Source organism: Streptomyces sp. yr375 (assembly GCF_900110755.1).
Taxonomy (GTDB): Bacteria; Actinomycetota; Actinomycetes; order Streptomycetales; family Streptomycetaceae; genus Streptomyces.
On record NZ_FOFF01000026.1, the window covers coordinates 44,769 to 58,955 of the forward strand.

Consider the following 14,187-nt stretch of genomic DNA (forward strand, 5'->3'; position numbering starts at 1 on the left):
ATCTCGGCCGCAGGGCGTGAAACGGCGGACGGCCGCGAGCGTCTCCGCTCCCCGGCCGTCCGCCGATCCACGCTCGGTGTCGGGTGCTCGGTGCTCCGTCAGGAAGCCGGCGGGGGCGGGTTCGGCGGGGTGAACGTGTCGCCGTCGCCCGCCTTGGGCTCGTCGCCGTCCTTGTGCGCGAGCTTGTCCATGGCGCCCTTGGCCTTACCGGTGCCCGTATGGATCTTGTCGCTGTACTTGCCCTTGGTCTTCTCGTCGACGACCTTCGCGGCCTTGTCGAGACCGTGGTGGACCTTGTCCCCGTGCTGATGGGCGAGGTGCGAGACCTTGCTCTTGGCGGGGGCGAGTCTGGCCTTCAAATTGTCCAAAAGACCCATGGGGCACCTTCCTCGCGGGTTCCTGCGGGTTCCTGCGGGTTCTTATGTCTCCGTGCGTGTCCTTACGTGCGGGCGCTCTCGCCGGCTCCGCTGTCGGCGGCCTCCTCGGCGGACTGCTGCCGGGGGATCTCGACACCGTCGGCGGCTACGACCGACTCGGTTGCCGACCCGGTCGCCTTGCGGGTCTCCGTCTCCGTTTCAGGCTGCGTCCGAGTCTCCTTCAGCGCGGTGTCCCCGGCTCCGGTCGCCCCCTGCGAGGCTTCCGCAGCCTGGTCCGCCTCGTCCACCTGTGCCGCCTCGGTGCCGTCCTCCGGCGTACCGGCCGATGCCTCGACGGCGGCCGTCGTCTCCTCAGTCGCCAGCTCCTCCGTGACCTTGGACCTCCGGAAAAGTCGCGCCAAAACGCCCATATCCACTCCATACGGTACTCGTGCGGGCGAAATCCCGCGTTGACCGGTGCGTCCGATTGCGCCACCGGGGATCGCCGCCCCTGCGCGGGGCGACGGGAATCTCGCAACGGGGAACGACGCCGGACAAGCGCCGTCACGTAACTCGTTCGAGGGTGGGTCTCGACGTTTGCGAGACTGGTGCCGTGAGCAGCGCACCCCCCGCCCCCCGCGTCATCGCCGTCGTCGGACCGACCGCGGCCGGAAAGTCCGATCTGGGCGTCTTCCTGGCCCAACGGCTCGGCGGCGAGGTCGTCAACGCCGACTCCATGCAGCTCTACCGAGGGATGGACATCGGCACCGCCAAACTGACGCCCGAGGAACGCGGCGGCGTCCCGCACCACCTCCTGGACGTCTGGGACGTCACGGTCACCGCCTCCGTCGCCGAGTACCAGAGGCTGGCGCGCGCCCGGATCGACGCCCTGCTCGCCGAGGGCCGCTGGCCGGTTCTCGTCGGCGGCTCCGGGCTGTACGTCCGGGGCGCGGTCGACAACCTGGAGTTCCCCGGCACCGACCCCGAGGTCCGCGCCCGGCTCGAGGAGGAGCTCACGCTGCGCGGATCAGGCGCCCTGCACGCCCGGCTGGCCGCCGCCGACCCCGAGGCCGCGCACGCGATCCTGCCCGGCAACGGCCGCCGGATCGTCCGGGCCCTGGAGGTGATCGAGATCACCGGCAAGCCCTTCACCGCCAACCTGCCCGGCCATGACTCCGTCTACGACACCGTCCAGATCGGCGTCGACGTGGCGCGCCCCGAACTCGACGAGCGCATCGCCCGCCGCGTCGACCGGATGTGGGACGCGGGGCTCGTGGACGAGGTCCGCGCGCTGGAGGCGCAAGGCCTGCGCGAGGGGCGTACGTCGTCGCGCGCGCTCGGCTATCAGCAGGTCCTCACGGCCCTGGCCGGCGAGTGCACCGAGGACGCGGCGCGTGCCGACACGGTGCGTGCCACCAAGCGCTTCGCGCGCCGTCAGGATTCGTGGTTCAGGCGCGATCCGCGGGTGCACTGGTTGAGTGGGGCCGCGGCTGATCTCGCAGAACTTCCGAAGCTCGCGCTGGCATGGGTGGAACGACCGGTCACAGCCTGATCACGTCATGGCATCGGGACGCCCAGGCCGTCATCCGGGCCTCCGGTGCCGTGCCATCATCGAGCTTCGATCGAGCAAGTGGAGTCCGAGTTGGGAGGGCGCGTGGCGATGGAGGCCGGCCCTCGCGACACCGCACAAGGCACGGAGCACCGCACCACCGGGCCTGGTGGACCGGAGCCCGAAGAGGGCCGTCTGAGCCCCGACGGGCCGGACGACGACGAGACCCAGGGCGGTGTGACCGACGACGGTCCCGAGCCCGAGGAGATGTTCGCGAGCGGCCCCGAGGTCGAGGTCGAGCTGCGCCCGCAGCGCCGGCTGCGGATCTGGCAGCTCGCGCCCATCGTGTCCCTCGCCGCCCTCGGCTCCCTGATGTTCGCCTTCCCGCTCGCCTTCGACTTCGGCGACAGCGGGGCCATGATCGCCATGCTCGGCCTGCTGATCTGCTTCTGCGCGGCCGGCTGGGGAATGACGGCCGCCCGCCGCGTCGGTTACACGTGGCCCGGCCTGCCCGAGCGCGGCTCCGGTCGCCGCCCCGACTGGCGGGTCGCCTTCGCCTACCTGGTGATGGTCGCGGCGGTGGTGGCCCTGGCCGTCTGGCGGGTCGCCCGGCTGCGCTGACCTTCCCGCGCGCCGACCCCGTACGATCGAGGAATGAGCACGCGGATCGCCTTCCTCAAGGGGCACGGCACCGAGAACGACTTCGTGATCGTCCCGGACCCCGAGAACGCCATCGACTTCCCTCCGGCCGTCGTCGCCGTCCTGTGCGACCGTCGCGCGGGCATCGGCGGTGACGGCCTGCTGCACGTCGTGCGGTCCGCCGCGCACCCCGAGGCGAAGCACATGGCCGCCGAGGCGGAGTGGTTCATGGACTACCGCAACGGTGACGGCTCGGTCGCCGAGATGTGTGGCAACGGAGTCCGCGTCTTCGCCCGCTACCTCCAGCGGGCCGGCCTCATCACCGAGGGGGACCTCGCCGTCGCCACGCGCGGGGGCGTCAAGAGCGTGCACATCGCCAAGGACGGGGACGTCACCGTCGGCATGGGCAAGGCCCGCCTCCCCGAAGGGGACGTCACGGTGCGCGTCGGCGAGCGCAGTTGGCCCGCGCGGAACGTCAACATGGGCAACCCGCACGCCGTCGCCTTCGTGGACGACCTCGCCCACGCGGGCGACCTGCTCTCCCCGCCGCCCTTCAGCCCCGCCGCCGTCTACCCGGACGGCGTCAACGTCGAGTTCGTCGTGGACCGCGGCCCGCGGCACGTCGCCCTGCGGGTGCACGAGCGCGGGTCCGGCGAGACCCGCTCGTGCGGCACGGGCGCGTGCGCCGTCGCCGTGGCGGCCGCCCGCCGGGACGGCATCGACCCGGCGGTCACCGGGACGCCGGCCACGTACACCGTCGACCTCCCCGGCGGACGCCTGCTGATCACCGAGCGGCCCGACGGCGAGATCGAGATGACCGGTCCCGCAGTGATCGTCGCCACAGGAGAGATCGACCCCGAGTGGCTGGAAACCGCCGCCCGCTGACCCGGTCGTGACTTGGCATCAGAGGCTGGAACAGCCCGTAGGTACAGGCGAGTAGGCCCTGTGGGCCGGTGGTGGGTTCGAATGCGCGACCGGCTCCGGCTCTTGCGGCTCAAAACCGTAAACCTCTTTTCTGTCGCTCGAATGGGTGATCCGTTTCACGCTCGGCGAGAGGCGGTCAGTCGCGCGTGATGGGCTCGGTAGCATCAAGCACCGGCCCGGACGGGGGACCGATGACCAGTCCCCTGAGCCGTGTCCGCCCTGGGACACCCCGTCCGCCGGTCCACGCAGCCGGAGGTGCCCATGAGTGCGGAGGCCACGAACCCTGCGACCCCAGGCCCGGTAGTGCCTGCCGCGCCCCGCAGGCGCAGCCGTCCCCGGATCGACCTGCGCCGCCTGGGTCGGGCCGCGCTGCTGGGCCCCGCCTCCCGCGGCCGGCTGCCCGACGCGATCGGCCACGTGGTCGAGGCGCACCGCGCCCACCACCCCGACGCCGACCTGGAACCCCTGCACCGCGCCTACGTGTTGGCCGAGTCCTCGCACCGCGGCCAGATGCGCAAGAGCGGCGAGCCCTACATCACCCACCCGCTCGCCGTGACCCTGATCCTCGCCGAACTCGGCGCGGAGACCACGACCTTGACGGCCTCTCTGCTCCACGACACCGTCGAGGACACCGAGGTGACACTCGATCAGGTCGGCGAGCAGTTCGGCGCCGAGGTGCGCTATCTCGTCGACGGCGTCACGAAGTTGGAGAAGGTCGACTACGGCGCGGCCGCCGAGCCCGAGACCTTCCGCAAGATGCTCGTCGCCACCGGCAGCGACGTCCGCGTCATGTCGATCAAACTCGCCGACCGGCTGCACAACATGCGCACCCTGGGCGTGATGCGCCCCGAGAAGCAGGAACGCATCGCCAAGGTGACCCGCGACGTCCTCATCCCGCTCGCCGAACGCCTCGGCGTCCAGGCCCTCAAGACCGAGCTGGAAGACCTCGTCTTCGCGATCCTGCACCCCGAGGAGTACGAGCACACCCGCGAGCTGATCATCGACAACGCGTCCCGCGCGGACGATCCGCTCGCCGAGTTCTCCGACGCCATGCGCACGGTTTTGCGCGAAGCCGGCATCCAGGCCGAAGTCCTCATCCGGCCACGCCACTTCGTCTCCGTGCACCGCGCGTCCCGCAAACGCGGCCGCATGCGGGGCGCCGACTTCGGCCGGCTGCTGGTCCTGGTGAACGAGGACGCCGACTGCTACGCCGTCCTGGGCGAACTGCACACCTGTATGACGCCGGTCGTCTCGGAGTTCAAGGACTTCATCGCCGTCCCGAAGTTCAACCTGTACCAGTCGCTGCACACCGCCGTGGCCCGCGAGGACGGCCAGGTCGCCGAAGTCCTCATCCGTACGCACCAGATGCACAAGGTCGCCGAGGCCGGCGTCGTAGCGCTCGGCAATCCCTACACGACCCCTGACCCGGCTCCTGACCAGGCTTCAGCAGAGGAGCAGGGCAGAGCGGGAGCCCCTGCCGACGGGGAGCGCGTCGACCCCACCCGGCCCGGCTGGCTCTCCCGCCTCCTCGACTGGCAGGAGGCCGCCCCCGATCCCGACACCTTCTGGTCCACCCTGCGCGAGGACCTCGCCCAGGACCGCGAGATCACCGTCTTCCGCCCCGACGGCGGCACGCTCGGCCTGCCCGACGGGGCTACCTGTGTCGACGCCGCGTACGAGCAGTACGGCGAGGACGCCCACGCCTGCATCGGCGCCCGCGTGAACGGCCGTCTGGCGACCCTCAGCACCGTTCTGCGGGACGGCGACACCGTCCAGCTCCTCATGGGCCAGGACCCCGCCTCGGAGCCCTCCAGGGAGTGGCTGGAGCACGCCCACACCCCCGCCGCCCGGATCGCCATCCAACGGTGGCTGGCGACGCACCCGGCCCCGGCCGAGCACTCCGTACCGGAAGAGGGCTCCGCGCCGGAAGGGAGCCCCGGACCGGAAGGCGGCGCCGGGGCCGCCCCCGCGCGGGCCGTGGCCGACGCGGCCGCCACCGACGCGCCCGCCGCGCGGCCCGGCGCCGCGATCACCGTCGTCGACCGGCCCGACGCGAGCGTCCGGCTCGCCGGGTGCTGCACGCCCGTACCGCTCGACGAGGTCACCGGATTCGACGTGCGCGGGGGAGTGGTGACCGTGCACCGCGCGGAGTGCGCCGCCGTGGCCCGCATGGCGGACGCGGGACGCGACGCGGTCGACGTGCGCTGGGGCGACACCAGTGGATGCCGGGTCACCCTGGTCGCCGAATCGTTCGGCCGCCCCCATCTCCTCGCGGACCTCACCGAGGCCATGGCCCTGGAGGGCGCCGAGATCGTCTCCGCGACCGTCGAGCCCCCGACCCAGCAGCGCGTGCGCCACACGTACACCGTCCAACTCCCGGACGCGGCCCACCTGCCCACCCTCATCCGCGCCATGCGGAACGTGCCAGGGGTGTACGACGTGGACCGCGCGCAGCACCACGCCTCGTCCTCCTCAGGGACGACGTGACGAGGTGACGACGTAACGCGTAGGTCCTATCGGACCCATAGCACCCGTAGTCCCGAGCGTCTGTCCACGCGCGCGTGAGCAACTCGTTCGGGTGGGCCGGGCGCGCGTCGCCCACGCGGTACCCGTGCGCGCTGGTAGCCGTGGTGCATGCTGCTCACCCCCCGCGCCCGAACGCCCCGAGCCCCTTCCGGCCGCCCCGGCACCTCCCGGCGGCTGAAGTCCGCGCTGCTCGCCTCGGCCGTCGCCGTCTGCCTGGTCGCCGCGAGCGCCCCGGCGGCCCCGCTCGGCGTCGGCGACCGCCTCTTCCCGGAGCTGGGCAACCCCGGGTACGACGTCGCGTCCTACGACCTGTCCTTCGCCTATCCCGGCAGCAACGGCAAACCCCTCCAGGCGGTCACCACCATCGACGCCTGGACCACGACCGACCTGGACCGGATCAACCTCGACTTCGCCCACGGCAAGGTCGACTCGGTCGAGGTCGACGGCGAACCTGCCACCTTCGCGAGCGCCGGCGACGACCTGGTGGTCACCCCGGAGGACGCGCTGACCCGGGGTAGCTGGATGCGGATCACCGTGCGGCACACCAGCGACCCCGTGAGCCCCGCCGACCGGGACGGCGGCTGGGCCAGGACCAAGGACGGCCTCGCCATGGCCAACCAGGCGGACGCCGCGCACCTGGTCTTCCCGTGCAACGACCACCCGTCCGACAAGGCGATGTTCACCATCCGCATCACCGCGCCCAACGACTACACGGCCGTCGCCAACGGGCTGCCGACCGGCGTCGACCGGGTTGGCCCGTCGACCACCTGGACGTACCGCACCCAGCACCCCATGGCCACCGAGCTCGCCCAGGTGTCCATCGGCCGGTCCACCGTCGTGCACCGCAAGGGGCCGCACGCACTGCCCGTACGGGACGTCGTGCCCACCAAGGACCGCGCGCTCCTCGAACCGTGGCTGAAGAAGACCCCCGACCAGATCGCCTGGCTGGAGGGCAAGGTCGGCCCCTACCCCTTCGAGACATACGGCGTGCTCATGGCCGAGGCCTCCACCGGGTTCGAACTCGAGACGCAGACCCTCTCTCTCTTCGAGAAGGACCTGTTCACCGAGCCCGGCTACCCCGCCTGGTACATCGAGTCGATCATGGTGCACGAGCTGTCGCACCAGTGGTTCGGCGACAGCGTCAGCCCGCGCACCTGGTCCGACCTGTGGCTCAACGAGGGACACGCCACCTGGTACGAGGCGCTGTACGCGGAGGAGAAGGCGGGCCGCACCCTGGAGGCGCGCATGAAGGCGGCGTACGGCGCCTCCGACCGCTGGCGCGCCGCGGGCGGCCCGCCCGCGCTGCCCAAGGCACCGCAGCCCGGCCAGAAGATCAGCATCTTCCGCCCCAACGTCTACGACGGCGCGGCTCTCGTCCTCTACGCCCTGCGCCAGGAGATCGGCCGGCCCGCGTTCGAGCACCTGGAGCGGGCCTGGGTGCACGACCACCGGGACTCCACGGCGACCACGGCCGACTTCGAGCGGCTCGCCGAGGACGTCTCCGGACGCGATCTCGCCGGGTTCTTCAAGGACTGGCTGTACGGCGAGAAGACCCCGCCCATGCCCGGCCACCCGGACTGGAAGTCGGTGGCGCCGGCCGCGAAATAAGACCGTGACGAGACGGGCCGTACCGTGCGACCATCGTGAGGTCGGCGCGGCACGGGACTCGGGAATCTCCGGGGGCGCTCGTGCGTTGAATGTCACGAAGACCGCCGAATCGGCATCCCCAACGACGTAAGGACCCAATGACCTCCTCTTCTTCCCCTTCCCAGGAGCCCCAGCGCATTGCGCACGCCTACCCCGAAGGTCTTCGGGCCGATGCCCTGATGGAAGAGGACGTCGCCTGGAGCCACGAGATCGACGGAGAGCGGGACGGCGACCAGTTCGACCGCTCCGAGCGCGCGGCCCTGCGCCGCGTGGCGGGCCTCTCCACCGAACTCGAGGACGTCACCGAGGTCGAGTACCGCCAGCTCCGCCTGGAGCGGGTCGTGCTCGTCGGCGTCTGGACCACGGGGACCGCACAGGACGCGGACAACTCCCTCGCGGAGCTGGCCGCCCTCGCGGAGACGGCGGGCGCACTCGTCCTCGACGGTGTCATCCAGCGCCGTGACAAGCCCGACGCGGCCACCTTCATCGGTTCCGGCAAGGCCCTGGAACTGCGCGACATCGTCGTCGAGTCCGGCGCGGACACCGTCATCTGCGACGGTGAGCTCAGCCCCGGCCAGCTCATCGCCCTCGAAGACGTCGTCAAGGTCAAGGTCATCGACCGTACGGCCCTGATCCTCGACATCTTCGCCCAGCACGCCAAGTCCCGGGAGGGCAAGGCGCAGGTCGCGCTCGCGCAGATGCAGTACATGCTGCCGAGGCTGCGCGGTTGGGGTCAGTCGCTGTCCCGTCAGATGGGCGGCGGCAAGGGCGGCGGCCTCGCCACCCGTGGTCCCGGTGAGACCAAGATCGAGACGGACCGGCGGCGGATCCGCGAGAAGATGGCGAAGATGCGCCGGGAGATCGCGGACATGAAGACCGGCCGCGAGATCAAGCGCCAGGAGCGCAAGCGCCACAAGGTGCCGTCCGTCGCCATCGCGGGCTACACCAACGCCGGCAAGTCGTCCCTGCTCAACCGCCTCACGGGCGCGGGCGTCCTGGTCGAGAACTCGCTGTTCGCGACCCTGGACCCGACCGTGCGCCGGGCGGAGACGCCCAGCGGCCGCCTGTACACGCTGGCGGACACGGTCGGCTTCGTCCGGCACCTGCCGCACCACCTGGTCGAGGCGTTCCGCTCCACCATGGAGGAGGTCGGCGAGTCCGACCTGATCCTGCACGTGGTGGACGGCTCGCACCCCACCCCGGAGGAGCAGCTCGCCGCCGTGCGCGAGGTGATCCGGGACGTCGGCGCCACCGGCGTGCCCGAGATCGTCGTGATCAACAAGGCGGACGCGGCCGACCCGCTGACGCTCCAGCGGCTCATGCGGAACGAGAAGCGTTCCATCGCGGTCTCGGCCCGCACCGGCCTGGGCATCGCCGAGCTGCTCGCGCTGATCGACAAGGAGCTGCCGAGGCCGTCGGTCGAGATCGAGGCGCTCGTGCCGTACACCCACGGCAAGCTGGTCGCCCGTGCCCACTCCGACGGCGAGGTGATCTCCGAGGAGCACACCCCGGAGGGCACCCTGCTCAAGGCGCGGGTCCACGAGGAACTGGCGGCGGACCTCGCACCGTACGTACCGGCACCGGCCGCCTGACCCGTCACAGCCGCCCGCCAGCTGACGGCAGATAGCCGATGGCTGTCGGCTGATTGGCTGCCGACTGATGGCTGAACGCCCGAAGGCCCGCCCCCTGTGACAGGCAGGGGGCGGGCCTTCGGCGTGCGGGTACGGCTCACTCGCCGCCGTAGGTCCTGCTCATGCTCTGGTACAGCGCCTCGGCCTCCGGGCCGAGCTGCGGGCCCGCCAGCCAGGTGTCGTCGGCCGGGCCGATCGAGGTGTTGGAGACCAACTTGGTCTTGCCGTCCACCACCCGGAACCAGCCGCCACCGGAAGAGCCGCCGGTCATCGTGCAGCCGATGCGGTACATCGCCGGCAGCGAGGCGCTCAGCGAGAGCCGCCCGGGCCGGTCGAGGCACTTGAACATCTTCAGCCCGTTGTAGGGCGGTGCCGCCGGGTAGCCCCAGGCACCCATCGAGGCGACGTCGGTCGCGGACGGCGCGGAGAAGTCCATGTCGAGCGCCGCGCCGACCGTCTCCTCCAGCGACTTGGAGCCCTGCTCCGGCGTCACATGCAGGACGGCGTAGTCGTACGCGGCACCCGCGCCGCCCGTCTCCGAGCCGCCCGCGATCCATTCGTTCGAGGTCGACGCCCAGTCCGCCCACCACTTGCCGTAGGGGGAGATCTCCGCCGCCGTGGCGTCGCCGAGCTGCGCCTCGCTCTTGCCGAGGTCGTTGTAGGCCGGGACGAAGACGAGGTTGCGGTACCAGCCGCCGCCACCACCGGCGTGCACGCAGTGCCCGGCCGTCCAGACGAGGTTGGACTTGCCCGGGTGGTTCACGTCCGTGATGACCGTGCCCGAGCAGACCATCGTGCCCTCGGGCGAGTCGAAGAAGACCTTGCCGACCGGCGCCGCGTTCTCGTGGTACGGCGTCTTCTCGGCCGCCGCCTCGACGGGCGTCGGCTCAGGGTCGCTGACGCCCTGGTCGGCGGCGGCGTCCTTGGTCGTGACCGTCTTGTTCGCTTCCTTCGCGGACCGCATCCGCTCCGGCTTCCACAACCCCTCGATGACCGGGTTGACGAAGTCCTTGGCCGCGCTGAGCCACTTGTCCTTGTCCCAGTCCTGCCAGCCGCCGTCGGCCCACTTGTCGACGTCGACGCCGTGCTTCTTGAGCTTGTCGGCGACGTCGGCGGGAACCTTGACCTTGCTGTCCCCCGAGCCGGAGCCGGACTCGGCGGCGGCGGTTCCGGAGGCGGTGGCGTCGGCCTTGGTGTCGTCGGAGCCGTTGCAGGCGGTCGCCGTCAGCGCCAGGGCGGTGACGAGCCCGGCGGCGAGCAGCGTGCGCCGCCGGCCGTGCCGGCGCGCGACGGGCGTACGTGTGGAACGCATGGTGCGGTGTCCCCCGTTGAAGCGTGTGAATCGTCTGAAGCGTGTGGATCGTCGAAGCAGTCGAAGCATGGGAAGGGCGCGACCGTCAGCCTGCGCCCAAATCCACCCATGTCATGCACCTGCCATCGAGGATGTCGAGTCCGTACGACGACCACCCGCAGGCAACACTCCACTATGCCCGGGGAATTCGGGACGAACGGCGGTGGGATGGTGAAGGTTCCCGTCAGGCACCCCACCGCCGATCCGGCTACTGACCGGCGAACTTGTCGCTCACCGAGTCGTACACACCCTTGGCCACATCACCGAGCCGCGGACCCGCGAGCCAGCCCGAGGCCACCGGGCCGATCGACGTGTTGGACACCAGCGCGGGCTTTCCGTCCGACCCGGCCGCGACCCAACCGCCGCCCGACGAACCGCCGGTCATCGTGCAGCCGATGCGGTACATCGTCGGATCCGCCGAACTGAGCGAGAACCGCCCCGGCTTGTCCTGGCACTGGTAGAGCTTCTGCCCGTCGTACGGCGCCGCCGCCGGGTAGCCGGTCGCGGTGATGCTGCTGACCTTCGGCACCGCGGGCGCGTTGAAGTCCACCGGCAGCGCCGAACCGACCGTCTCCTCGAGGGATTTGCCGGAACCGCCGTCCTCCGGCGTCACATGGATGACCGCGTAGTCGTACGAGGCGCCGTCGCCGCCGGTCTCGCCGCCCTGCGCGATCCACTGGTCCGAGGTCTTCGTCCAGTCGCCCCACCAGACCCCGTAGGGCGCGGCCTGTTCCTTGGTGGCCGTCTGCAACTGCTCGGCCGACAGGCCCTGGTCGTTGTACGACGGCACGAACGCGATGTTGCGGTACCAGCCGCCGCCCTTGCCCGCGTGCACGCAGTGGCCCGCCGTCCACACCAGGTTGGACTTGCCGGGGTGGGCCGGGTCCTGCACGACCGTGGCCGAGCAGACCATCGTGCCCTCGGGGGAGTCGAAGAACACCTTGCCCGCCTCGGGCGCGTTGGCGTGGTACTTCGTCGGCACGGCCTTTGCGTCCACCGCCTTCGGCGTCGGGTCGGTCACGCCCTGGTCACCGGAGAGGTCGCTGTCGTCGACGCCCCGGTCCGGGTCCTCGGCCTGCCGCATCCGGTCCGGGTCCCACAGCCCCTTGATGATCGGGTTGACGTAGTCCTGCGCCTCGCGCAGCCAGTCGTCCTTGTCCCAGTTCTTCCAGGCGCCGTTCTTCCACTTGTCGAGGTCGATGCCGTGCTCTTTGAGCTGGTCCTTGATGTCGTCCGGGATCGTGATCTTTCCGTCGCCGGCGGCCGACGCCGACGCGCTGGCCTTGCTGTCCGCGTTGGTGTCGCCCGAGTCGCAGGCGGTCGCGGTGAGTGCGAGCACCGAGGCGAGGGCAACGGCGCCCAGCACGGGGGCGGTTCTGCGGCGCGTGTTCCTCCCCCGACGAGCGGTGAACGACGGCCGTGTGGATCGCATGGTCTGAACTCCCCCTGCTGTGAACGAACGTGAAACACCGGCCGTTCCCCCGGCGCGGAACTCGCGCTGCTCTCATGGCGAGTTCGGACGACTTCGAGGGGGTCTCGCGGCCCGGTGCGATGCCACCACACGATATGCCGTCGCCGTGGGGGACTTCTGGCGGAACGGCAACTGTTCGGTCACAGCAAGGATCTTGAGGCAACCCGTAACCAGGACGACCTTTCGGGGTTGGTAGCGGTGGGGAGTCCGCTGTCCGCGCCCGGACTCCTGAACTGCGGGAGGACGGGAAGCCGTGGCCGTGACCGAGCGAGTGCCCGAGGAGGCCCCCACGGGGCGTGCCACCGGAATCTCCCCCGCAGGGACTTCCCTCCCGGGGACTTCCCCCGCCGGAGCTTTTTCCGCCGGGACTGCCATCGTCTCGGAGTCGCCGGGCGAGCGACCGGCGCACGAGGGCATCCTGCGGCGCCAGTCGGCACGCGAGTCGGCGGCGCGCACGTACGCGCGTGCCCTCCCGATCGTGCCGGTACGGGCACGCGGGCTGACCATCGAGGGCGCGGACGGCCGCCGCTACCTCGACTGCCTCTCGGGCGCCGGCACCCTCGCGCTCGGCCACAACCACCCCGTCGTGCTGGAGGCCATCCGCAAGGTCCTCGACTCGGGCGCGCCGCTGCACGTCCTCGACCTCGCCACCCCCGTCAAGGACGCCTTCATCACCGAACTGTTCCGCACCCTGCCGCCCGGTCTCGCCGACCACGCGCGCGTGCAGTTCTGCGGACCGGCCGGCACGGACGCCGTGGAGGCAGCCCTCAAACTGGTCCGCGCCGCCACCGGCCGCACCGGCGTCCTGGCCTTCACCGGTGCCTACCACGGGATGACGGCAGGCTCCCTCGAAGCGTCCGGGGGCGCTTTCGACGTACGCGTCGCCCGCCTGCCCTATCCGCAGGACTACCGCTGCCCGTTCGGCGTCGGCGGCGAGCGCGGCGCCGAACTCGCCGCCCGCTGGACCGAGTCCGTCCTCGACGACCCCAAGTCGGGCGTACGACAGCCCGCCGGGATGATCCTGGAACCCGTCCAGGGCGAGGGCGGTGTCATCCCCGCGCCGGACGCCTGGATGCGCCGTATGCGGCAGATCACGGCCGACCGCTCGATCCCGCTGATCGCCGACGAGGTCCAGACCGGCGTCGGCCGGACCGGTGCCTTCTGGGCGGTGGAGCACAGCGGGGTCACCCCTGACGTGATGGTCCTGTCCAAGGCCATCGGGGGCAGCCTGCCGCTCGCCATCGTCGTCTACCGCGACGACCTCGACGTCTGGGAACCCGGCGCTCACGCGGGCACGTTCCGCGGCAACCAACTCGCCATGGCCGCCGGTACGGCCACCCTCGCCTACGTCCGCGAGAACGGCCTCACCGCACGCGCGGCCGCACTGGGCACCCGCATGCTGGCCCAACTCCGCAACCTCGCCCAGGACTTCCCCTGCCTGGGCGACGTACGGGGCCGCGGCCTGATGATCGGGGTCGAGCTGGTGGACCCCGAGGGGGATTGCCGGCACGGGGCAAGCGGGCACACGGGGGTCGGGCGAGGTGGAATCGGACACGCGGGAGGCAGGCACGGCGAGACCGACGCCCCGCCGGTCGCCGCTCATGCCGGTGACGATTTCGACGCGCCGACCGATCGTGCTGGTGCCGACGGTGATGCCGGTGCCGCCACGTCCCGCACGGCATCGCCGTCGGCCCCCGCGCACGGCCCCTTCCCGGCCGCCCCCGCGCTGGCCGCCGCCCTCCAGCGGGAGTGCCTGCGGCGCGGCCTGATCGTCGAACTCGGCGGGCGCCACGCCAGCGTCGTACGGCTGCTTCCCCCCTTGACCATCACCGACGAGCAGGCCGCCGCGGTACTCGACCGACTCGCGGACGCGCTGGCGGCGGTATCCCGCGCGCAGGCGAGGGGCCAGGTCAGCGGCCCGCCCGGCGGCCAGGTCAGGGGCCAGGTCGGCGGCACGGGCAGCGGGGACAACGCCCGGTCGAACCGGCTGGACCGAACCCTCCGGCCGCCCGGGCAGGTCCCGCGCCAGGGTGACCCCGCCAACCGGGCGGGGTAGCCCGAGCGACCGCTGCTGCCGACCCCGCGCCACTGCC

The 14,187-nt window shown here is 71.5% G+C and carries 11 protein-coding genes; 7 read left to right on the plus strand and 4 right to left on the minus strand.

Annotated features, from left to right (window positions below):
- Window positions 1-98: 98 nt before the first annotated feature.
- Window positions 99-377 (minus strand): antitoxin, encoded by a 279-nt coding sequence (locus BMZ82_RS24245; RefSeq protein WP_093779230.1) that lies wholly within the window; start codon window positions 375-377, stop codon window positions 99-101.
- Between the two features lie 62 nt (window positions 378-439).
- On the minus strand, window positions 440-787 hold the full coding sequence (locus BMZ82_RS24250; protein ID WP_093779232.1) for a hypothetical protein: 348 nt from the start codon (window positions 785-787) through the stop codon (window positions 440-442).
- Window positions 788-969: 182 nt separating this feature from the next.
- Between BMZ82_RS24250 and miaA the strand changes: the two genes are divergently transcribed.
- From miaA to hflX, 6 genes are all read left to right on the plus strand, one after another.
- Window positions 970-1,908: a tRNA (adenosine(37)-N6)-dimethylallyltransferase MiaA gene (miaA, locus tag BMZ82_RS24255; RefSeq protein WP_093779234.1), complete on the plus strand. Its 939-nt coding sequence runs from the start codon at window positions 970-972 to the stop codon at window positions 1,906-1,908.
- A gap of 108 nt (window positions 1,909-2,016) precedes the next feature.
- A complete protein-coding gene (locus BMZ82_RS24260) occupies window positions 2,017-2,526 on the plus strand; it encodes a hypothetical protein (protein ID WP_093779236.1) in 510 nt (169 codons plus the stop codon).
- A gap of 33 nt (window positions 2,527-2,559) precedes the next feature.
- The gene (gene dapF / locus BMZ82_RS24265; protein WP_093779238.1) at window positions 2,560-3,429 is read left to right on the plus strand and encodes a diaminopimelate epimerase; all 870 of its coding nucleotides are present in this window, start codon (window positions 2,560-2,562) and stop codon (window positions 3,427-3,429) included.
- Window positions 3,430-3,729: 300 nt separating this feature from the next.
- Window positions 3,730-5,955, plus strand: coding sequence for a RelA/SpoT family protein (locus tag BMZ82_RS24270; protein WP_093779240.1), 2,226 nt, complete (start codon window positions 3,730-3,732; stop codon window positions 5,953-5,955).
- A gap of 147 nt (window positions 5,956-6,102) precedes the next feature.
- Window positions 6,103-7,602: a M1 family metallopeptidase gene (locus BMZ82_RS24275; protein WP_093779242.1), complete on the plus strand. Its 1,500-nt coding sequence runs from the start codon at window positions 6,103-6,105 to the stop codon at window positions 7,600-7,602.
- A gap of 137 nt (window positions 7,603-7,739) precedes the next feature.
- Window positions 7,740-9,233 (plus strand): GTPase HflX, encoded by a 1,494-nt coding sequence (gene hflX, locus BMZ82_RS24280; protein ID WP_093779244.1) that lies wholly within the window; start codon window positions 7,740-7,742, stop codon window positions 9,231-9,233.
- A gap of 136 nt (window positions 9,234-9,369) precedes the next feature.
- Here hflX and BMZ82_RS24285 read toward each other — a convergent pair whose 3' ends face one another.
- Window positions 9,370-10,584: a trypsin-like serine peptidase gene (locus BMZ82_RS24285; RefSeq protein ID WP_093779246.1), complete on the minus strand. Its 1,215-nt coding sequence runs from the start codon at window positions 10,582-10,584 to the stop codon at window positions 9,370-9,372.
- A gap of 247 nt (window positions 10,585-10,831) precedes the next feature.
- A complete protein-coding gene (locus BMZ82_RS24290) occupies window positions 10,832-12,055 on the minus strand; it encodes a trypsin-like serine peptidase (protein WP_093779248.1) in 1,224 nt (407 codons plus the stop codon).
- Window positions 12,056-12,467: 412 nt separating this feature from the next.
- On the opposite strand from BMZ82_RS24290, the gene BMZ82_RS24295 reads away from it, so the two are divergent.
- Window positions 12,468-14,150 carry a diaminobutyrate--2-oxoglutarate transaminase family protein gene (locus tag BMZ82_RS24295; protein ID WP_256252075.1) on the plus strand — a complete coding sequence of 561 codons (1,683 nt, stop codon included), beginning with the start codon at window positions 12,468-12,470 and terminating at the stop codon, window positions 14,148-14,150.
- The last annotated feature ends 37 nt before the right edge of the window (window positions 14,151-14,187 follow it).